The sequence below is a fragment of the Psychromonas sp. KJ10-5 genome, from assembly GCF_055808325.1.
The window spans coordinates 1308339-1328977 of the sequence record NZ_CM147864.1 but is presented as its reverse complement, the minus strand read 5'-3'; the positions used below and the strand labels follow the sequence as shown (position 1 = coordinate 1328977).

The window sequence follows — 20639 nt, the reverse complement described above, 5'->3', positions numbered from 1 at the left end:
GTGAGAATTTAATATTTAGGTAGCTTTGTTCCCATTCAATTTTTAAGCCTCTCCCTATAAATTATCAATAAATTGATGGGTTAGTATGATGTGCAGTCAATGTTGAGTATGATGCCGCTTCATATTATTTCCATGTATAACCTCATTCTGGTTAACGGAAGCGAAACATGATTTAAAATCAGGTGGTTAGGTTTTTATTAGGCTGTAGGTAGTTCAAGTAAATTATTTAACGTAGAAATCTGCATAAATAAGAATTTTGCCTCGCTTTTGTTATCCAGTATGGAGGATATATAAGTCGTTATTTATTTAGAGATTGTTATGCAGTTATTAAAACGTGTTGTCCATCCGTCGATCACAGACATCAATTTAACACCAGAACACCCCGAAAGTTTCACTCGCCTTGCAACACGAGCTATTGTGATTAAACAAGGTAAAATTCTGTTAATGTTCACCGAGCGTTATAATGATTACTCTTTACCAGGTGGCGGTGTCGATCTGGGGGAGGCAATAACAGAAGGTTTAGAGCGTGAATTATCTGAAGAAACTGGCGCACAACAGATTACAAATATTCAGCCTTTTGGTTTATTTGAAGAGTACCGCCCACATAACAGTGCAAAACATCGCTCTGAATGCTCAATTATGCACATGCTTTCCTATTGTTATACTTGTGATATTGCTGATCAGCTTGCAGAAAATAAGTTAGAAGATTATGAAGTTAAGAATGGTATGCATGTACGTTGGGTAGATATTGAAGAAGCCATTCAACATAACTTGCATACCATTGAGCACGACCCAAAGCAGGGCCTATCTATTCAACGTGAAACTTATTTAATGCAACAGATTAAACAGCGTTTACTTTAATGATTACAAAGTAAGTGTCAGAGCATGATTAAAACATGCTCATAGCTCATTTAGATTGGCTAAAATGTTTGCTGCTTTTTCTCTAATAGCGATTTTTTGGCCGTTATCTATTTTGTCCCAATTTCGCACTGGAAAGGACATTCTTGGATTTTTGGAAAACTTGTCATAGTGCTGGTCGATAAAGTTCCAATATAAACTGTTAAGAGGACAGGCATCGGCACTGACTTTTTCTTTTACCTTATAACGACAGTTTTTACAGTAATCACTCATTTTATTGACGTAATTACCGCTAGCGGCATAGGGTTTGGTGGCAATCCAGCCGCCATCTGCAAATAAAGCCATGCTTCGTGTATTGGGGAGTTCGACCCATTCAATGGCATCAATATAAATTCCCAAATACCATTCATCTACTTGCTCAGGAGCGATTCCTGCTAATAACGAAAAATTACCCGTTATCATTAATCGCTGAATATGGTGTGCATAGGCATGTTCTAAAGATTGTGAAATAGCGCTCTTCAGACATTGCATTTTCGTTTTCCCGTCCCAAAAATATTTTGGTAAATCTTTACTGGCAGAAAGCACATTTTGAGATGAATAATCAGGCATATTAACCCAATACATACCTCTTACATATTCACGCCAACCAATGATCTGCCTAACAAAACCTTCAATTTGAGGTAAAGTGATCGCCCCACGTGAATGTGTAAACGCATGTAATGCAGTTTGCACCACTTCCATAGGATTAATCATTTTACAGTTCAAGGAAAAGCTTAAACGAGAATGGTATAAGCTCCATGAATATGGTGAGTTAACTGTCATCGCATCTTGAAAATTACCAAAGTTTGGTAATTGATGTTCACAAAAATAGTGTAATAATTGTAGCGATTGTTGACGATTAATTGGATAGTCCACTTGTTCAGAGGATTCACCTATGGTTTTAACTTTGTGTGCCTCAATACGTGTCAAATAGGATTTTGCTGGGTTATCAAAAATCAATGGACGAGGGATCTTTTTAAGGTCCGATACACTAAATGATTGGCGATTATTCGCATCATAATTCCAAGCGCCACCTTGTGGTTTGCCTGCTTCCATCAATATATCAAAGCGCTTGCGCATAAAACGATAGAAAGTTTCCATTCGCACATGTTTTTTAGGCGTAAAGTGTTCTCGTAACTGCTCAAAGGGCAGTAAAAAATGCTCTGTGTCCTCCTCAAACATAGGTAAAGTGATTTGCTTTGACATCTGATGTAGTTGATCTCGTAAACGATACTCATCAGGTTGCTGGTAGTGGATTGCCTCACAACCATATTGCTTGGCCAATGCCGTTAATAGATCAGGTAAATCTTGATATTCATTGGTCTCATCTAAAGTGAGGTAACACACTTGATGATCCTGCTTCTTTAAATGATCTGAAAAGTCTGCCATAGCTGCAAAGAAGGCGGTTATTTTTTTAATATGATGCTTAGTATAATCAGCCTCTTGTTGTAACTCTGCAATGATATAAACAACATCATTATCAACTTGTTGGAACCAACTGTGTAATGGGTTTAGTTGATCGCCTAATATTAATTTAAGCTGTTTTGCTTTCATTAGTTTTCCTTGTCTTGTCTGCATTATACTTGCTTAGTTGATGTTGCTTTATGGCGACGACATCGCTCCGAGCAATAACGCACTTGTTGCCAGTTAAGTTGCCATTTCTTGCGCCAATTAAATGGCTTATTGCATGTGACGCAAATTTTGCTTGGTAGGAACGGTTTGTTATGCATCTTATTGTTTACTCTTGGAAGAACGAGGGCGACGCTTTCGCACATGTTTAGCCACAATACGTTGACCCTCTTGTCGTGTGTCAATCCGTTTACGAAAACTCCATAATAGATCGCGTGCAATTTTTCCTGTTTGTTCAATATCAACCATAGGCTCAGGGTAGCTTTCGCCTATCGTAAATTGATAAAGCTGCTGTTCCATTGCTGATAAGATCCATGGAGTATGAATAATCTCATTGGGTATGTCGGATAGTTGAGGGAGCCATTTTCTGATGAAATCACCGTCGGGATCTTTTTCTTGAGATTGTTTCACTGGGTTATATACGCGGATTATATTGGTCCCAGTGACGCCTGATTGCATTTGAAATTGCGGATAATGAATACCAGGCTCAAAATCCAGAAACAATTTAGCGAGATATGTAACACCCAATCGCCAATCCACTAACAAATGGTGACACAAAAAGCTGACTAACATAGCGCGCATTCTAAAATTGATATAACCGGTTTTCATTAAGCAAAGCATGCAAGCATCAACTAATGGGTAGCCAGTTTGTGCATTCTTCCAACGTGCTAACCTTGTTGTTACAGATAGGCCACAATGTTGCTCAGGGTAATCAAAATGGTGATAAGCCGCATTGAGGTGACGCCATTGCATTTGATGCTCACTTTCAAACTTTTGAATAAAGTGGCAGTGCCAATGCAAGCGCGATGCTAAACCGTCAATGGGTTTTTTCCAACCAAATTCAGGACGCTTTTGTAAAATAGCCTGATAGCATTGTTTTAAACTAATGTTCCCCCAAGCTAGGTAAGGTGATAAGCGAGAGCAACTTTTGCGGCTTGCTAAGGGTTTAGAAATATTAAAGTGGTAATGTTTCCCTCGTCCGCCTAGAAATGAGTTGAGTATTTTATGTGCCCATTGCTCTCCACCAGTTAGCATTGATGGATCCATTATCAGCCAATCATCGGGTAGTGTTGCTTGTGGTAATGCTATTAGGGCTTTATTAGGCACTAAATTATGTGTAGAAAGTTTTGGTGAAGTGAGTTCGCCTTTGATTACTTTACGCCACTGTTTATCCCAACCTTGTCTATCTTTTCTGGCACGAACTACCGCACCAGTCGGTGTTTCATGCCATTGAACTTTATGTCGGTTACACCAACTTTTTATTTGTTTATCCCGTTCAAAGGTGACTAATAACCCCGTTTCTTCGTGGCTAAAGAGTTGTTTAATAATAAATTGTTTTTGTATCTCATCTAATGCCGCTACAGCATCCCCAAAAAAAACATAAACTTGCGAATTAAATGCCGCGAGTTGTTGATTTAAATCTTGTATTGATTGCCATACAAAACGCCAATGGCGAAGATCATAATGTGGATCATTCACCAAGCAAGGTTCAAATACGTAATAGAGTAAAGTTAAACCAGACTCAACAGAAGATGCTAAGGGTTGATGATCACTCAATCTTAAGTCACGCTTTAACCAAACTAAGTTAATGGCTTTACGTTCTATTATTGACACGTTGTTCATAGATTATGATACAGGCCAGTCATCTGCAGTGACTGAATCTAGAGGTGGTTGTGTTTGTTGCTTACCTTGTTCAGCCCAAATTGCTTGGTATTCACCATTAGGATCATGTATTTGAGTCTGTTTCTTTAAGTTAAAGTGCCTGCCTCCACGTGGGTCAACTCCAACGCCTGCGATATACTGCCAATTTCCCCAGTTGATGGCAGCATCATAGTCGATTAAATGTTGTTCAAACCATGCCGCACCGTATCGCCAATCGACACTTAATTCATTCACTAAACAACTAGCGACAATCTGTCTACCTCGGTTACTTAGATACCCGGTTTCAACTAATTCATTAATGCAAGCATTAACCAATGGGAAAGGGGTGTTAGCGGTACTCCATTTTTTAAAACGCTCAGGGTAAAAAGAAGTTAGAGGATTTGAACTTGCTAAGCCTTTAAACTGATATAATTTATCTTGTATTTTATAATGTAACCACTGAAAGTATTCGCGCCATAACAGTTCATGATAAAGGCTTTCTGTTGATGCACTTTTGCCATGTAGTTGCTCAAACTCATTAATGTAATTCGTTACTTGCGTTACAGAGATAAAACCATAATTGATCCAGGCCGATAACTTACTGCTATTATCCCAACCATCAAGTTTGTTTCTGACTTCTTTGTACCTTGCTGGTGCCGATGATGAAAAGTATTGTTGAAGTTGTTCAAATCCAGCTTGCTCGCCGCCAGTGAAGTAATAACCTCGTTGCTGAGCATTCATTTTAATATTTTCAGATAGATGTTTTTCGACAAATAATTCATTCCAACACCTATGATATTCGTCTAACGGTTGGTTAAATTGCTTTGGCAATTGGTAAGTAGCAGTTTGTGGAATGGCAGGTGAGATACTAGCAACCGCTTTTCTAAATTTAGAGTAACTTGCTGGTAATTCTGATAAAGAAAAGGGCAACGCTTGTTCGGTGAATAGGGTAAATTGCTCTACTAAGTGTATGTCTAGTTGTGGCTGATGCTGTTGTAATTGCTTGGTAATATCGCGTTCATAGGATCCAGGTCTTTTAGTTGTAACTAGATCTGTAATCGCATATTGACGGCATATAGCATTCAACGAGCTAACAGGATCAGCATTAATGATGTGCAGTCGCTGACCTAATTTCTGTAAGTTTTTATTAAGCTCATGTATACCTTGTAATAAAAAGGTAAGACGGGTTTTACCCAAGGGAAGTGCTTGTTGTTGGTTAACAGTAAACCATTTAGGGTCAATAACAGCTACGCAAATTAGCTGTTCACTTTGACTTGTTAGGTTCAGTGCCAAGTTATCATTAATTCTTAGATCTTTGGTTACCCAATATAATGTGCGTCGCATTAAAATTATCCCATAAATAGCAAAATATACGAACAATCAGTATATTGAGATCAATATCTAGCGCTTAGATTGAATGCTTTAATAATAAAACGTGAGTAGGGATAAGTGTATTGAAAAGGTATTAAGTAGGTTAATAGTCGGATCAAAGGGCTTAGCCACACAATTGTGTTCGTTTTGCTAAGCCATTTTTGCTTCGAGTTTAAGGCTTCTAAGGTATGGTTTGTTAACTTAACTGAATTGCTTTATTTCTACCGGTTGCTTTAGCTTGATATAGTGCAATATCAGCTCGCTTTAAGATCTCATCTATCTCTTCACCATAAAAGTTACGCTGCGCAGTACCAATCGATAAAGTGATGGAGATATCCTCTTCACCATTAACAGGAATTAGAGTATTTTGCATTTGTGTACAAATGTTTTGCGATAGATGTAAAGCTTGCTTTGCATTGAGTCCTACGGTAATGATGACAAATTCTTCGCCACCTAATCGAGCTAATACCACTTCCTTTGGTAATGCTGCTCTTAATGTAATAGCAATTGCTTTCAATACTTCATCGCCGACATCATGGCCGTAAACATCATTGACCTTTTTGAAGTGGTCGGCATCAAGCATTAATATAGAAATATCTTGCTCAGATTGTAAATATTGTTCAGCTTCAATAAAGAAGTGGCGACGGTTACTAATTCCTGTTAATACATCTGTGTTAGCAATGTACGCTAGGCGTTCTTCTAACTCAATACGGTCGGTAATATCAAAGGCAGATGTACGAGCAATAGCAAAGTGTCCCTTTTCTAAAATAGAGGTAGCAGATGTAGAAACAAAGAAGGTATGACCATCTTTGCATTGTATCTCTAGTACAACACCTTCAATTTGATTATCTAATTGCAATTGCGCTAGAAAACGCTCAAATGTTGTGATGCTAGACGGGGTCAGAAAATCTGTAAAAGGTCTCCCTATTACTTCTTCATGTTGATAACCAAGCCAGTTTAATTCAGTTTGATTAATTTTTAGAATAATGCCTTGTTTATCTAGGCTGTGGTAGCCACAAGGTGAATTTTCATAAAGGTCATTAAGTTCTTCTTTAATGATGCCATCATATACGATTTCTCTGCGTTTTTGCTCGGAGATAAATAGCAGTAACAGTAAAATAGCCGCCGCTGCCAGATAAAGTAATACAATGACAACTTTTGCAAAGTGCGTATTAAATATAGAATGCTCATTGATGGTTTCATTAGGCAAAAAGATAACTAACTTCCAATCAGTTACTTTTTTAGATTGGTCAACCACAGTTAAATTAACATTTTGTTCATTTTGAAACATACCAATGCTATCAAGGTTAAAAGGATTGATAGAGACATAGCGAAATATGCCTGATTTAGAGTGATAAATACCGTCACGATTTTGATTAATGGTTGGCCAAGCATCTGGATATAAATCTTTGAATTTTTGGTCTACATTATCAAGGCTTGCACCCCATTCATTATTTCTATCGTGGTTGCTTAACCAATAACCTTGTGGGTCGATTAACATACCTTGGCCACTAATACGCAGCTCCATTTGCTTTCGAAAATCTTCAAGTAATTCATTAGCAAAATAGTTCATGACCATTAACCCGAGTTTTTCTCCTTTTGAATTAAAAATAGGCGTCGCAAAACGGATCACTGGTTTGTAAGGAACTTCCACTTTCCCATACTCCATATTAAGTTCCATTGCAGAGACATACACCTGACCTTTTCTTAGTTTTTTACTTTCTTTAAAGTAAGAGGAGTCTTGTTTATTCTGTAGATTATTAGCATTGACGATAGTAGGTTGACCACTATTATAATTCATTCGGATTCTTTCATTACCTTGCATGTCGATTAAACGAATTTGATCGTATCGATTAAAAGTAACGGCAAGGTTGATGAACAAGGTTTCTAAGCCTTTACGACTGATTGGGCTGCCGTACTCAAGGAAGTTAGCTAATACGTTAGAGCGAGTACTCATCTGCAATACCATTAATTGCATTTGCATCTCTTTTTGTAGTACTTGCGTAGTAGAAGAAACAAAGGCTTCTTCTTGATTTAGCATAGTTTTAGCTACATTTTGCGTATATTGCTGGTAAGCATAAGTTAATAATAACGTTATTGAGATCGCTAATAACGCATAACTCCAAATAAATCGCTTAATTATAACGGGCCAGATGGAGGTTAATTGTAACTCAGAAGTTGACGGTAATTGTGTTAATGTCATAGATTGCTCTTGTTATTATATTTTATGGCTGTTGTATTAGTTACTAGTAGTTTGACCTGCATTGTTGATTAAAATTCGCTAGTGTGTGGGTCAAGTGTAAATTCAATGCCATGCAACGATAGGGCATCAATACTGACTTTATTAAATTCCATAACCGCCCCTAAACGGATTGTTTGTTGTTGTGCTGCTTGGATAAAATCAAATAGATATTGAGAAGGTGTGTCAAACAATTGTAATGCGAGTGTTTTACTAAAAATAATGTCTGAAATAGGCAATGACATTAACATATCAATGGATAGCGATTGTGTATCTTCAATAAACCAATAGATTTTTGAGTTGTTTAACCTTGCCATGACGATTAATGAGAAAAACGGCGAAGGTTTAGCGATAGATTGAGGGTACTTTATGTACAAATCAATTTGATTTTTACCACCACTTAAGCGCTCAGCCAACAATAACGCACGATCGTAATTCACTCCATCAGGAAACCAATCGAATATGCTTTTTACATTGACTATTTTATTGGCGTCACTGTCTAGTTTAATTGACGAGATTTGTTTTTGGCTCATGCCATAGGGACAAAGTAGAGCACTAGGTTTATTACCGATTTGCCCGGTATGATGGTCGATCAAAAATAATGGGTGGGCTGAAATATCAGTTTTTTGTTGTTGAATTAAGTGCTTTAAATAAATTTTAGAAAATAAACTAATCAAAATTTGACGTGATTGCTGCGTATTTGGGATATGGCTTAAACTTGCTAAAATAGTAAATCCTAAGCTATTAGTTAGATCATATAACGCATGGCTTAAGTTAGCTTGCATTTTTCCATAGAGCATTAAAAAAGGGCGTTGTTTAAGATTCATTAAGTTGTTTAAGACTTCCATTAAACGCAAGTTTGGCGTGTTTAAATCTATAATCAACAATTGTAAGTCATGAATATTAGTGAGAGATTGTTCTGCTGTGTAAATATACAGGTTATCTAATCCCTGCAACTGTTTAGGCCTTTTTGCTGGTGGATACTCCGATATTAACCCTGTCTTGTAGTGTTTTAACCAACGATTGAACAATGTAAGGCTATTATGCTGCCATTCTTCTGTTGCCTGCTGTAAGTGTTGGGTAGATTGACAATGATCAAAACTGGGTAGGTCTATCGCCATACTAGGTAACTCACCTAGCCAAAATATTTGTAGGTCTTCACGTTCTTTTAATAGTTGTATTAGGGAGTCACATTGAACATGTGACTCAATACTATTATTCAAAATAACGGCACTGCCTAATGGCGATGAACTTAATTGTAAGATGAGAGTAGAGAGGTCGCTGATCTTTTGTTTAATATCAATGTTTGCCACAGCAATCAGGCTATAAAGGGGGAAAATACCTCCATAACCTGTCTGCTCAGAGCTTAATAAAAGGTGTAACTCTTGTTCACTTAATATAGAACTCTGTTGAGAGTTAAACATCTTATGCTTCTAGTAGCTCTGGTAAAAATTCGCCACTGTTTTCAGGGTATATAATATACTCGCCATGGTATTTCACTTTGGACTTATAATCCGTCACCTTGTGTAATAACAGTGTATGTTGGTAAGCCGCAGCTAGCGCTTCAGGAATATCTCCTCGAATATATAAGCTTAATGGTTTCACTAGCAAACCATCTTCAAAGTGCGATTCAAATTGTTCAGTGCAAATTATTAAAGATGCTTGGCCACCGCTATGACGATTTAGTTTTTCGCCAACAACAAGATCAGTATTTACCATCCATTGTTGTGCAATCAATTGATCACAGAGTGCAGAAACTTGTGTTTTATAAACAGGTTTTGCACTCAGGCTTTCATCAAACACATGTTCATAAGTACGTTTAATCGCGGCGAAGGTCGTCACAAGAGCTGCATTTTTACCTAAACTACGAGCTTTGCGTTGCCAAATCGTCAAAGTGGGTAACACATCACTTTCATAGCGTTTTTTCTTGATTGCATTGGTTGTCCATGCTGCTAAGAAATGTGTTTCACTAAGTGGGTTTTTAGGAATTTTTCCTTTCGTTTGTGCTTCGTTTAAATCTGCTAATGCATCGCTAACCACTTGATGAACTGATGTTGAAAAACTTGTCATGACGATCCTGCTATTAAAAAGTGTAATAACAAAATTATGACAGGCTAACTAGAAACGAACAAGTAAAGTTAAAGTAAATTACACTCATATTCAGTATAAATACAGCTAATAGGGAGGTGATTGATTTGAGGGCAAAAAAATCGTATAAAAAACAACTCTTTGATATGAAATAGGTGAATTTGCTTTAATAACATCAATGCAAAATAATGCAAACTTGATTACACTCTTACTATGTTCGATTAACTAGGTTTTATATGTCTAATTTCAGTCTAAAATTGGTACCGCCTTCTAACAAGAAAATATCACTGGTATTAGGTAGTGGTGGTGCTAGGGGAATGGTACACATAGGTATTATTAAGTGGTTAGTTGAGCATGGTTATGAAATTCAATCTATTTCTGGTTGTTCTATCGGTGCGTTGATCGGTGGGGTTTATGCCGCTGGAAAGTTAAAAGAGTTTGAACAATGGGTGTGTGGATTAGATAAATTATCTATTATCTCGTTATTGGATATCTCATGGACCTCTAGTGGATTATTGCGTGGCGATAAAATCATTAATACCCTAGTCGGCTTATTAGGTGACCAAACGATTGAAGAGTTGCCTTTAAAGTATACTGCGGTGGCTGCTGATATTAAAAATGAAAAAGAGGTTTGGATTAATTCAGGTTGTTTGTTTGATGCGATCCGCGCCTCTATCTCATTGCCCTTATTTTTTACACCTGTAGAAAAAGATGGTGTGCAATTGATAGATGGTGGTGTACTAAACCCTGTGCCGATTGCGCCAGTGTTTGGTGATAATACAGATGCTATTATTGCAGTGAACCTAGCTGGTGAGTTTAATTATAATTGTGATGAAGTTGATACGTTAAATGATGTTATTAATGAGGTTGAAGATCTTGCTTTCCACCAAAAAATCGGTCATTACATTAAACAGTTAAGTGAGAATCTTAGTATCACAGAAGCTAAACCCTCGACAATTGCTGCCTACGATGTTGCCGACCAAGCTTTTGATGCGATGCAAGGCACCATTGCACGTTTAAAGTTAGCAGCTTATCCTGCCGATTATAATATCGTGATAGCACGTAACGCCTGTGGGACGTTAGAGTTCGATCGCGCCAAGGAGATGATTGAACTTGGCTATCGAAGTGCAGATAAAATATTAAAGAATATTCAACCCTAACCCCCTGATTAGTTACCGTTTAAAGGATAAAAAGTGAACGCCATTAGTAGTACTCAAGCTTGGGTAAATAAAGTCATCGTCAAATATAACATTTGTCCCTTCGCACGTAGGGAAGTTGATAGAGGCAGTATTCGTTATGTTGATGACAATAGTACAGATGTTGAAACGGTGTTAGATAAATTGTTAGAGGAGTGCCGCTATTTAGATGAGCACCCAGCAGTAGAAACAACCTTATTGATATTGAGTGAAGCTTGTAGTGATTTTGAAGCCTTTTTAGACTGCGTGTACTTAGCTAATCATTACTTACAAATGAATCGTTATGAAGGTGTTTATCAATTGGCTCATTTTCATCCTGATTATTGTTTCGAGGGAGACCCTGAAGAAGCAACCTCAAATTATAGTAATCGCTCGCCATTACCAACCTTGCATATTATTCGAGAAGTCAGTATGGAGAGAGCGATTGAAGCTCACCCTGATGTGGATGCTATACCTGAAAGAAACATTGAGTTTTTGAATAAAAAGGGGACTCCTTTTTTTGCTGATTTATTAGCTAGTTGTATGCTAGCTAAATAGAAAATAGAAAATAGAAAATAAAAAATAGATAGATATGAGGGTATTGACTTAAGTCGAGCGAATGTTTTTTATTAAAAATAAAGTCGAATGACATGCTTATTAAATATGTCATTCGACTTAACTTAACCATTATAAATTACCGATATATTAAAAAGTTAATGCTAAATTAGCAGATACACCCACTTGATTCTCACCGGCATAAGACCCTGCAATATCTAAACTCACAAGATCAAAGGGGCTAAAACCAATACCCGCGGTGATTGAGTTATCAAGCGTCTCTTCTAAATCGATTTCATAACCTGCACGTAATTGAGCCCAACCCCAAGCATTACCTTCAAGACCTAAACGCACGAATTGAGTGTCATCGTCAGTACCAATCCCTTCGAAACGCTTTTGCTTAGTTAAGTCTGCATCAATGGCTGCAACAAAATAATCCGAACTGTAAGCAACACCAAGGGTTACTTGCGTATCAAGATGATAGCTACCATTGATTGCACCACTTGTATCAATCACATCGATCTCTTGTGCTATAAGATCTTTAACCGCAATCGCAGTACGGAAGTTATCCAAATACCAAACGGCTCCTAAATCGAAGTTAAAGGCGCTCTCTGATGTTTCACTTTCATCGTAATCATCTAAATCAAAGTTTTCTACAGTTGCTATTTGTGCATAGGTTCGCATCTGTTGATATTTGGGAGTAATACCGAAGGAGAACTCTTGACCTGCTATTGTATATTGTTGAGCCAAGGCCAAACCGGCTTCTACATAACCAAAAGCAACAAAATCAACGTTAGATGTTTCATAATCATTTGTAACATCTGTTTGTGCAATTATTTCAGCATAACCACGCACAAATAAATTAGAAGAAACAAGCTTAGTAGGTAAAGCAATGGCGATGCCTGTACCTGCACTCACTTGTACAGGCTGTGAGCCATCTAACTCAGTAAGATTGGCATCAATAGCCGTGGTGTCGTTTGAACCGGAATCATTTAGTTCATCAATATTATCTTGAAGATCATCAAGTTCGCTGATCGCATCATCTTTGTCACTGGCAGCAACATCTATACCTATAAAAACACCAAAATCATCGTGATCACGATAATTGGCAGCTAATGCTGGGTTGTAAAAGGGAGCCGTCAAATAATCCGCGGATGCAACACCTGTGTTACCCATGGCATTCCCTCGAGCATCTGCAATTTTATTTGATGCACTGGCATTCGATGCGGCTAATGAACTCAAAATAGCTAAAGCCAATAGTGATTTTTTACTCATATTTAGTTCCTTCTAATTTAAATAGCATCGTTAGCATGGCGCAAAGGCCTTGTTAGTGCTGTTAGTCCCAGTACGCTATAAGTTATATAACTTTATGATTTAAATATAATAATACAATTAATTGAGGTGCATTATATTTTCTAAAATTTGCAGTGTATCCATAAATGAGTATTTAGTTTAATTTACATACCTAAATAAGGGTAGTTTAATTTTCAATAAACTAGAAATAATTTAAAAATATTAATTAATCTAGTCGTTTGGTGGACAATGTTAAAAGTGCATTTGTATTGCATGATGTCTGCGATTAGAATGCGCAACTCTGTCTGTTAATTCGATATGCGGTGAATATACTGGTTGGCACTGCATTAGTCTGAAAAGCAGTCGACAAAATAGTTTAACAACTATAAATTGTAGTCTTTTATGTTTTGCTTTTTCTCAGTACAGAATATCGCGTAATTTATCTTATTTTTTAACCATTTCTCGTTTACAAGGAACCTTCATGGCACACCAAGCTTATCAATTATTACGTATTATTATTATCGATAGCTTTTGGAAGGGGCAAGTGAATGAACTGGATCTGTCTGGACATACTCAATTAGAAGGTACAAATGGTGCTGGTAAAACATCTTTGATGCGTTTATTGCCACTTTTTTACGGTATGCGCCCAAGTGATATAGTGAGTAAAGTAGATCAAGCTAAAAACTTTGCTGATTATTACTTACCAAGAGACTCAAGTATGTTGGTTTATGAATACCGACGTCCGGGCGGTCAAACCTGTATGGCATTAGCCAGTTCTGACGGTCGTGGAGTACAGTTTAAATTTATCGACAGTGGATTTGATAGCAAGATTTTCATTGGCGAAAATAAAATACCGTTAAGCGTTGCAGAAGTAGAACGTGTATATCGTTCACTGGGTGTCGAGTGTTCAGTTTACTTGGGCGTCGATAAGTATCGCCAAGTCATTCAAAACCTGCGTATCGGTAGAAAGGTTAAAGAGATTCGTCAGCTACAAAATCGTTTTTCATTCAGTGATTTGGCAACACCACACCTGGATAAAGTTGTGAACGGCACAATAGAGAAGAATCTTGACTTTGATGCCGTTAAACAAATGCTGGTGGCTATTGCGGGTGACCATATTGCACGTAGTGTAGGCCAGGAAAAAGAGCAGATAACACTGAATAAACAAGATATCAGTTTATGGTTAGCGGATATTCAAGCTAGTCGTTCAATTCAAAAGGTCAGTGATAAAATCACACTATGGCAAACAGATTTTAATCAGTTAGATAACTTATTAATTAAGCTACAGCACTTACATGTTGAGATGTTAACGCATCAAGAGAGCATTAATCTTAAACAAACAGAGCGTAGTCAACAGAAATCCCAACTTCGTGATGAAATAACTCAATTAGATAAACAACTCAAAGATCAAACTTTATCATTACAAACCGATATCAATAAGCTATTGGTTAAAATTGAAGCTGATCAAAGTCGCATCGATCTGTTAGATGAAGATAAGCTTAAGTTTGATGAAAATGATGCAGCAAGTTTTCAATTACAAGCTGATAATGCGCCACGTTACCAACAGGCTTTAAATGATGTTAATGAGATCATTGAAGCTTTTGAAGGAAATTTAAACAAAGTACAGGCTAAGTTCGAATCCTTATTACAAACCTTAACCTTACAGAAAGTGAAAGATGAAGCACGTAACCACGAGCAGGTCGCTAACGTTAAAGAACAGGCTAATACCCAATTATCAATCATTTCTGAAACCTATCAAGGTCAACTAGGTAAGTTAAATGAACAGTTGAATGATAGCTTTTTGAAACTCAATATGGATCTGCAGTTATTACAAAATGACTTGAAGATCACGGAGTCTGCACAGAAAAACATCAGTGTCGAGCCTGCTTTACAAGCAGAGATTGAGAGCAATCAACTTAATATGTCTGATGTCAAAGACCGTTTGAGCGACTTATTACAAGTGTTAAGTAGTGATAACGAGCAGCTCAATACTTTAGAGAAACAGCGTACTTTAGTCTTGGAGCAACATACTAAAAATAATCGCCAGTTAGATGAACATAAAAAATCACGTCAACAACTGCATTTACAATTGTTACCAGAAGCGAATTCATTACATCATTTCTTAAGCCATGAAAATGAAGCGCAAGGCTGGAAAGACAACATCGGTCGTGTCTTATCTGCAGAGCAGTTAGCACGTAAAGATCTCAATCCACAATGGGTAGCTGAACAAGGCGGTGTATCTAGTTTATTTGGTCTACAAATAGATTTAGATCAGTTACAGGATAACGACCTGCAACTTAATGAAAATGAGTTACGCGAAAAGTTAACCAACATAGACGATAAAATAGCATCACTCAGTGATAAATCAGAGCAGTTTGTTAGTCAAATAAGTGATTTAACTAAACAAATTGAACAACAGAAATTAGTGATCAGTGAGCGTAAACAAGCATTACAAAAAACTGAGTTACAACGTCAACAATTTAAAACACAACAAGATAATCTTCTTATCAAGAAGCAACACTTTCTGAAACAAGCGGCTGCGTCCTATGAAGATGATATTAAAAAGTTAAACACCAAAATTAAACAACAACAAGCCAAATTAACTGAGTTTAAAGAGTTGCAGCAGGAACAACGCTTTGAATTAAATAATCAAATGTTAGATCAACGTATGGTGGTTGAGTCAGATCGTGATAGTCAACTGGATCAATTGGCTGAACAGTTTGCTGCTATTCAAGAAAGTGCTAAAACTCGCCAAAAAGATTATAAGCAACAACGTGACAAAGCTTTAGATAAATTAGACCCTGATGGCGAAGTAGATAAACGAATTAAACAACGTGCTGAATTAATGCAACAGCTTGAAGAGTGTGCGGTGTGGGCTCGTAAAGCGCGTGAATACGAAGACTTCATGAATAACCGTTATATCAATCGTGATCAATTGGTTGAACAAAATCAAAACCGTGAAGTACAAAAACGTAGTTTAGAAAATAGCTTGTCAGATTTAACCATTGAGAAAACAAGTTTAATTTCTGAAAAACAAAAACTATTGAAAAAAGTATCGCAGCAACTAAATGATGATGCGGACCTGCTACTGCAACTAAGTTTGGCACAACGAGAGTGTGAGCAATATGGTATTGAACCATTAGCGTCCAGTTCTGAGCCAAGTAATAATGCAGAATTAACAGTGACTTTCTGTGGAGATTGGGTCAAGCAGTTTAAAACTATCGATAAACGTTTACAGTCGCAGATTACCCAATTTAATACTGCCTTTGCTAAAAATAATGCAAATAGTGAACTATACGAAAACTGGATCAAGTTGGTAGCAGATAATGATATTTATAAAGGTGCAAGAAGTCTCTTTAAATACCAAAATCCTATTGCTGACTTGTTAAGTAGTGCTGCGCAAAAACAAAAAAATACTTATCAATTAGTGACAGTCAACGCCAATATGATCAATGAGTTTTACCAACATATTGAGCATTTTGCTCGCCGTATTAAAAGTATCGGTAAACAACTATCTAATAACGTTACCAAGCTGGCACATTTTGAAGCGCTTGCCGATATCAATGTAAACACGGTGATGAAACAGGAAGAGTTAGATTATTGGGGACCGTTGCAACAGTTCGCTAAATTATTTGATAAATACCGCGATGATTTGCGCGAAGGGGTGGGTGATATTCCTGATGATTTGATTGTTGCTATGCAAAAACTATCAGCTTATTTACCAAGTGAAGGCTTTGCTTTAGCACATCACCAATTGTTTGATATTGAGTTTACAATCTCAGAAAAAGGGCAGTTAAAGCATGCGCGAAACGCAAGACAGCTTAAAAAGATCAGTTCAACAGGACTTTCTTACTTAGCGATGTTGTCGTTGTACGCAGGTATTCTTGGCATGTTACGTGGTGAGAGTGATGCTCAAACACAAATTATATTACCCGTAGATGAATTAGGTGAACTAGCCGCTGAAAATATCGACCTGCTATTAACTATGTTTAATGACAATGCGATCACTATGTTATCAGCATCTCCTTCAACGGATCGTCATATATTATCGCTCTATGAACGACATTATAAGATTAAAGATAACAAAATATTCCATGCGCATATTCCAACATCACGATTAGATGAGCTGTTAATGCAACGTAAACAAGTCGCAGAGCAAGCAAATCAGACACAAACAACTGAATTGGAGAGCCAAGATGTTTAAGCAAACCGTTCAAAAACTATTAACAGGTGAAGTGATTTGTGAAACAGGTTTTGCAGATGAATTTTTATTCCTGCAGGCTCAAGATAACCAAGATCGTGTTAGTGACTTTTTAAGTAATTTAGATCGTCAATTAACCTTTTTGGATAGTGCTGATGCCTTTTATTGCACTTTTAACGAAGTAGATAGTGACAACACGCCGGAATTAACCGCATTGTTCACTGACATTCGTGGCATGTTCCGTCCATTAGTTGAGTTTTTAGAGCTAATCCTAACGGCTAGTCAAACTGATTTACCAATCCATGCAAAGTCAATTATTAATATCAATGAATTATTTGACCCGTTCGAGCATGATCAAACCTTACGTGAGCAATTGCGCCACTTAACATCGATTCGACCTTTTAAAACTAATAAATTAGAAAGCCGTGAACAACTGGTATTCGTTTTTCATAAATTAGAAGAAATGGGGTATTTCGTACGTAAAAATGCAGGGAGTAGCCGTTATTTTGCCACTGCTAAGTTTGATCTAATCTATCTGTTAATTGAATTTTTAAATGATTCTGAACGTATTGAATTACCGGAAACAGTTGAGCAGCAACAAGAAGAGTTATTGTTCTAATGGCTGGTTACGATACGAAAGACGTTGCAGAGTTATTACGCCAGTTAGGAGCTCATGACCAATTATTAGCAGAGGCTTATGTATTTGGCTCTGTACAGGGAGATGGTGATGAGGCAAGAAAGATTGCAGCCCTTCATAAGAAATCACTACTAAGACCAGATGATGAGCCTGGTGATTATCGCGTCAGTGCTGAACTTAAACGAATGTTAAACCGTTTAATGCGCAAGCAGAGTAGTTACCGTCAGCTTACCGATATGGGTAAAGTGATTGATGTGTTGGCAGACACTGTTAACGATTATCGCTTGTCGGTGATCAATGACCAACAGGATGATGCTGAATATTACTTAGATCAGTTAGATGATCTTCTCTATGAAGCAAAAGATAACCTGAATGTTAGTCTTGATAATATGCATTATGCTATCTCTAGTCAGTTTGGTTTTGTTACTACAATCAGTGCTAAAGTGCGAGAAAATGAACGTGCATTAAGCTACGCGCAAAAGCTATTGACGGAATTACAACAAATTGATCCTGAAACCTGTTATGAATGGATGGATTGGGCTTGTCCTGTTGAATTAGCCCGAAAAATAAGTGGTTTCATCTATTGGTTTAACCAAACGCTACCACGTTTACGTTATATCATTGATAGCATGCGATTGAGTCTATTTAAGCTAAGACGTGATGAGAAACAAGCGAGCCTGTTACGTAACATGGCACGTTACCTCCAAAAACACCCTGAGTTTGAAATTAACGAAAATATATTCGAAGATAAAAACTTACCTGAAAGCTTACGGTTTGCACCCGCAATGCCGATCAAGTCATATATTAACGTTAAAGAAACGGCTCATGAATATGCTTTAGTGGGAATAGTTCAGTCATTACGCAAACTAAACTCGGTCACCAAACCGAGTGCACGTGAAACCTCGTCAGTGGAAGTGATTGAAAATGTCGCCATGAGTTTTAGTTATGATTACTTCGAAGAACAAACAGAGCGTTTGTTTGAAATGGCGATCACTACTGGTGATGCTGTTTCAGCAGTCTCATATTGGCAAAATGCTTTAGCTGATTGGCATCAATTACAACAACATATCGAACCTGTAGCTTGGGTTGAATTAGTGTTTAGTAGCTACTGTAAATTAACTAATGCACAACAAGCGTTAATTGACATCAAGCCAAAAGGGAAGCAGCTTGAAGGTATTTCCCATAACTGGTCTTACAGTGACATTGTTGTCAAAGTTAAATAACGATGTCCGGGTATCTTTTTAATAAAATCCAATATAAGTTCTTTGCTGAACAACTAAGACAAGGTCTTAACCGGGTCAAAAAGAATAAATCCTGTGAATGGATTGTCGATGTCCATCGTTTAGGTAAGATTGAGTATGGAGATTGGGTTTATACTGAAAAAGAAAGATCTGCCATTATCGCTTTAGTGAAGTCGCAATTAAAAGTAGATCTATTGCATGATGATTTTCCTGAGGATACCTCTCGTATTGCTCGAGCTAACACTTTTAATGAAGAAAAATCTCGCACTGTGGCTGTTAGCCATGATTTTGTTTTAGTTAATAGCTTAACCATTTTGAAACTTAATCAACAAACTATCGAGATTAACGCATTTCAATCCCTAGGGTTTTATGTCAATGCAAACACTGTAGAGAGCGTAGAGCACGATTGTATTGTATTAGTAGAAAATTTAAGTGTAATGGCTAATTTATCATTACTAAAATTCAGTGCGAAATGTGCATTTTTAAAAAATGCGCTATGGGTATATCGAGGCGATATTAGAGCACAACAAACTACAGCGATGGCCTATCAGTTTTTCAGAGGTTTTAAAGAATCTCATCAATTAGTCTGTTTTGCTGACTTTGACCCTAAAGGTTTAGAAATTGCGTTAACGAGTGGTGCTGATTACGTTATCACTCCCACCGTTGATAGTATTAAAGCATTTCAGACTGATGGTGCCGATACTGATTACTTTAAGCAGGCCAGCTCAAGAAACTATATTGCGGAACACCTAGTTGATTCATCAAAAATACAACAGCTATTCAGGTTAATGTCTGAACAAAGAAGAACAATCAAACAAGAGCACATGCTGGCAAAAGCGTTAACTTTGTCGGTATCTAAAATTAATTAACATACAATAAAGACCAATTAACAAGTAAATACAAAAAGCAGGGATAAACATGCAAATAGCAAAAAACAGTGTAGTTGAATTTCATTATCGCGTTAGTGAAGGTGAAACGTTATTAGAAAATAGTCAGGGTAATCATCCATTGCTTTATCTCCACGGTCACGGTGGTTTATTTGAAACCATGGAAGCCGCTTTCGTGGGTAAGTCAGTAGGTGATGAATTCGAGGTGACATTAACACCGGAACAGTCATACGGTGAACGTCGAGAGTCTGCTATTCAACGCATTCCCTTAAAACACTTACAGGGCGCTAAAAAATGGTCTGCAGGCATGGTTGCAACGGTTGAGTCTAATCAAGGTAAACAAGAAGTAACGTTAATCAAAGTAGGTCGCTTTAACGCCGATTGTGATTTAAACCACCCATTTGCAGGTAAAACACTAACATTTAATATTCAAGTTGCAAGTGTTCGTGAAGCAACAGCAGATGAAATTTCTCATGGTCATGCCCATGCTAAAGGTGGTTGTGGTCATTAATCGTAAAGGTTAATCAAATGAAACGTATTACGTTATATACCATGGCTAATTGTCCGCACTGTAAAACAGCGAAACAATACCTTGAACAACAAAAAATTACTTTTCGTTCTGTGGACGTAAAAAGTCCGACAGGGCAAAAAGAGTTTGCTAAAACAGGCTTTAGAGGTGTTCCTATTTTAAAAATTGGCGATCAATTTTTAAATGGCTTCAGCGTGAAAGGCTTTAATAATTTGTATAATAATTAAAGTAAATCCTGTGACTAATTGAGCGATTC

At 37.2% G+C, this 20639-nt stretch carries 17 protein-coding genes; 9 read left to right on the top strand and 8 right to left on the bottom strand.

Annotated elements, in window-relative coordinates; translation table 11 throughout:
* Window positions 1-318: 318 nt before the first annotated feature.
* Entirely contained in the window at window positions 319-861 is a 543-nt protein-coding gene (locus tag AC0L3W_RS05980; RefSeq protein ID WP_290037990.1) for an NUDIX domain-containing protein, read from the top strand.
* Window positions 862-900: 39 nt separating this feature from the next.
* Here AC0L3W_RS05980 and AC0L3W_RS05975 read toward each other — a convergent pair whose 3' ends face one another.
* The 7 genes from AC0L3W_RS05975 to AC0L3W_RS05945 form a co-directional block, all read right to left on the bottom strand.
* A complete protein-coding gene (locus AC0L3W_RS05975; RefSeq protein ID WP_409439413.1) occupies window positions 901-2451 on the bottom strand; it encodes a cryptochrome/photolyase family protein in 1551 nt (516 codons plus the stop codon).
* Window positions 2452-2474: 23 nt separating this feature from the next.
* Window positions 2475-2627 carry a DUF2256 domain-containing protein gene (locus AC0L3W_RS05970; RefSeq protein ID WP_290037993.1) on the bottom strand — a complete coding sequence of 51 codons (153 nt, stop codon included), beginning with the start codon at window positions 2625-2627 and terminating at the stop codon, window positions 2475-2477.
* 1 nt (window position 2628) lies between these two features.
* Entirely contained in the window at window positions 2629-4149 is a 1521-nt protein-coding gene (locus tag AC0L3W_RS05965) for a cryptochrome/deoxyribodipyrimidine photo-lyase family protein (protein WP_409439414.1), read from the bottom strand.
* A gap of 3 nt (window positions 4150-4152) precedes the next feature.
* Window positions 4153-5511, bottom strand: a complete 1359-nt coding sequence (locus tag AC0L3W_RS05960; protein WP_409439415.1) for a DASH family cryptochrome — start codon at window positions 5509-5511, stop codon at window positions 4153-4155.
* A 223-nt stretch (window positions 5512-5734) separates the two neighbouring features.
* Window positions 5735-7741, bottom strand: coding sequence for a sensor domain-containing diguanylate cyclase (locus AC0L3W_RS05955; RefSeq protein ID WP_409439416.1), 2007 nt, complete (start codon window positions 7739-7741; stop codon window positions 5735-5737).
* Between the two features lie 68 nt (window positions 7742-7809).
* On the bottom strand, window positions 7810-9201 hold the full coding sequence (locus tag AC0L3W_RS05950; RefSeq protein ID WP_409439417.1) for a hypothetical protein: 1392 nt from the start codon (window positions 9199-9201) through the stop codon (window positions 7810-7812).
* A 1-nt stretch (window position 9202) separates the two neighbouring features.
* On the bottom strand, window positions 9203-9847 hold the full coding sequence (locus tag AC0L3W_RS05945) for a DUF2913 family protein (protein WP_409439418.1): 645 nt from the start codon (window positions 9845-9847) through the stop codon (window positions 9203-9205).
* 254 nt (window positions 9848-10101) lie between these two features.
* On the opposite strand from AC0L3W_RS05945, the gene AC0L3W_RS05940 reads away from it, so the two are divergent.
* Entirely contained in the window at window positions 10102-11025 is a 924-nt protein-coding gene (locus tag AC0L3W_RS05940; protein ID WP_409439419.1) for a patatin-like phospholipase family protein, read from the top strand.
* 33 nt (window positions 11026-11058) lie between these two features.
* Window positions 11059-11598: a DUF1415 domain-containing protein gene (locus AC0L3W_RS05935; protein WP_409439420.1), complete on the top strand. Its 540-nt coding sequence runs from the start codon at window positions 11059-11061 to the stop codon at window positions 11596-11598.
* 147 nt (window positions 11599-11745) lie between these two features.
* On the opposite strand, the gene AC0L3W_RS05930 is transcribed toward AC0L3W_RS05935, so the two are convergent.
* Window positions 11746-12870: a conjugal transfer protein TraF gene (locus AC0L3W_RS05930; protein ID WP_290038007.1), complete on the bottom strand. Its 1125-nt coding sequence runs from the start codon at window positions 12868-12870 to the stop codon at window positions 11746-11748.
* Between the two features lie 499 nt (window positions 12871-13369).
* On the opposite strand from AC0L3W_RS05930, the gene AC0L3W_RS05925 reads away from it, so the two are divergent.
* Genes AC0L3W_RS05925 through AC0L3W_RS05900 form a run of 6 tightly spaced genes read left to right on the top strand, consistent with a single transcriptional unit; the run spans window position 13370 to window position 20610 of the window.
* The gene (locus tag AC0L3W_RS05925) at window positions 13370-17092 is read left to right on the top strand and encodes an ATP-binding protein (RefSeq protein ID WP_409439421.1); all 3723 of its coding nucleotides are present in this window, start codon (window positions 13370-13372) and stop codon (window positions 17090-17092) included.
* Window positions 17085-17708, top strand: coding sequence for a hypothetical protein (locus tag AC0L3W_RS05920; RefSeq protein ID WP_290038010.1), 624 nt, complete (start codon window positions 17085-17087; stop codon window positions 17706-17708). Before AC0L3W_RS05925 ends, AC0L3W_RS05920 begins: the two co-directional genes overlap by 8 nt.
* Window positions 17708-18949, top strand: a complete 1242-nt coding sequence (locus AC0L3W_RS05915) for a hypothetical protein (RefSeq protein WP_290038011.1) — start codon at window positions 17708-17710, stop codon at window positions 18947-18949. The genes AC0L3W_RS05920 and AC0L3W_RS05915 overlap by 1 nt, the downstream gene beginning before the upstream one ends.
* A 2-nt stretch (window positions 18950-18951) precedes the next feature.
* Window positions 18952-19836 carry a DUF7281 domain-containing protein gene (locus tag AC0L3W_RS05910; protein WP_290038012.1) on the top strand — a complete coding sequence of 295 codons (885 nt, stop codon included), beginning with the start codon at window positions 18952-18954 and terminating at the stop codon, window positions 19834-19836.
* Between the two features lie 49 nt (window positions 19837-19885).
* Window positions 19886-20365 (top strand): FKBP-type peptidyl-prolyl cis-trans isomerase, encoded by a 480-nt coding sequence (locus tag AC0L3W_RS05905; protein ID WP_409439422.1) that lies wholly within the window; start codon window positions 19886-19888, stop codon window positions 20363-20365.
* Window positions 20366-20382: 17 nt separating this feature from the next.
* A complete protein-coding gene (locus AC0L3W_RS05900; protein ID WP_290038015.1) occupies window positions 20383-20610 on the top strand; it encodes a glutaredoxin family protein in 228 nt (75 codons plus the stop codon).
* Window positions 20611-20639 lie beyond the last annotated feature (29 nt).

What these genes read in the sequence shown, in the direction of transcription:
- AC0L3W_RS05980 (WP_290037990.1), top strand. Translation starts at nt 319, where the DNA reads ATGCAGTTATTAAAACGTGTTGTCCATCCGTCGATCACAGACATCAAT.
- AC0L3W_RS05975 (WP_409439413.1), bottom strand. Translation starts at nt 2,451, where the DNA reads ATGAAAGCAAAACAGCTTAAATTAATATTAGGCGATCAACTAAACCCA.
- AC0L3W_RS05970 (WP_290037993.1), bottom strand. Translation starts at nt 2,627, where the DNA reads ATGCATAACAAACCGTTCCTACCAAGCAAAATTTGCGTCACATGCAAT.
- AC0L3W_RS05965 (WP_409439414.1), bottom strand. Translation starts at nt 4,149, where the DNA reads ATGAACAACGTGTCAATAATAGAACGTAAAGCCATTAACTTAGTTTGG.
- AC0L3W_RS05960 (WP_409439415.1), bottom strand. Translation starts at nt 5,511, where the DNA reads ATGCGACGCACATTATATTGGGTAACCAAAGATCTAAGAATTAATGAT.
- AC0L3W_RS05955 (WP_409439416.1), bottom strand. Translation starts at nt 7,741, where the DNA reads ATGACATTAACACAATTACCGTCAACTTCTGAGTTACAATTAACCTCC.
- AC0L3W_RS05950 (WP_409439417.1), bottom strand. Translation starts at nt 9,201, where the DNA reads ATGTTTAACTCTCAACAGAGTTCTATATTAAGTGAACAAGAGTTACAC.
- AC0L3W_RS05945 (WP_409439418.1), bottom strand. Translation starts at nt 9,847, where the DNA reads ATGACAAGTTTTTCAACATCAGTTCATCAAGTGGTTAGCGATGCATTA.
- AC0L3W_RS05940 (WP_409439419.1), top strand. Translation starts at nt 10,102, where the DNA reads ATGTCTAATTTCAGTCTAAAATTGGTACCGCCTTCTAACAAGAAAATA.
- AC0L3W_RS05930 (WP_290038007.1), bottom strand. Translation starts at nt 12,870, where the DNA reads ATGAGTAAAAAATCACTATTGGCTTTAGCTATTTTGAGTTCATTAGCC.
- AC0L3W_RS05925 (WP_409439421.1), top strand. Translation starts at nt 13,370, where the DNA reads ATGGCACACCAAGCTTATCAATTATTACGTATTATTATTATCGATAGC.
- AC0L3W_RS05920 (WP_290038010.1), top strand. Translation starts at nt 17,085, where the DNA reads ATGTTTAAGCAAACCGTTCAAAAACTATTAACAGGTGAAGTGATTTGT.
- AC0L3W_RS05915 (WP_290038011.1), top strand. Translation starts at nt 17,708, where the DNA reads ATGGCTGGTTACGATACGAAAGACGTTGCAGAGTTATTACGCCAGTTA.
- AC0L3W_RS05910 (WP_290038012.1), top strand. Translation starts at nt 18,952, where the DNA reads ATGTCCGGGTATCTTTTTAATAAAATCCAATATAAGTTCTTTGCTGAA.
- AC0L3W_RS05905 (WP_409439422.1), top strand. Translation starts at nt 19,886, where the DNA reads ATGCAAATAGCAAAAAACAGTGTAGTTGAATTTCATTATCGCGTTAGT.
- AC0L3W_RS05900 (WP_290038015.1), top strand. Translation starts at nt 20,383, where the DNA reads ATGAAACGTATTACGTTATATACCATGGCTAATTGTCCGCACTGTAAA.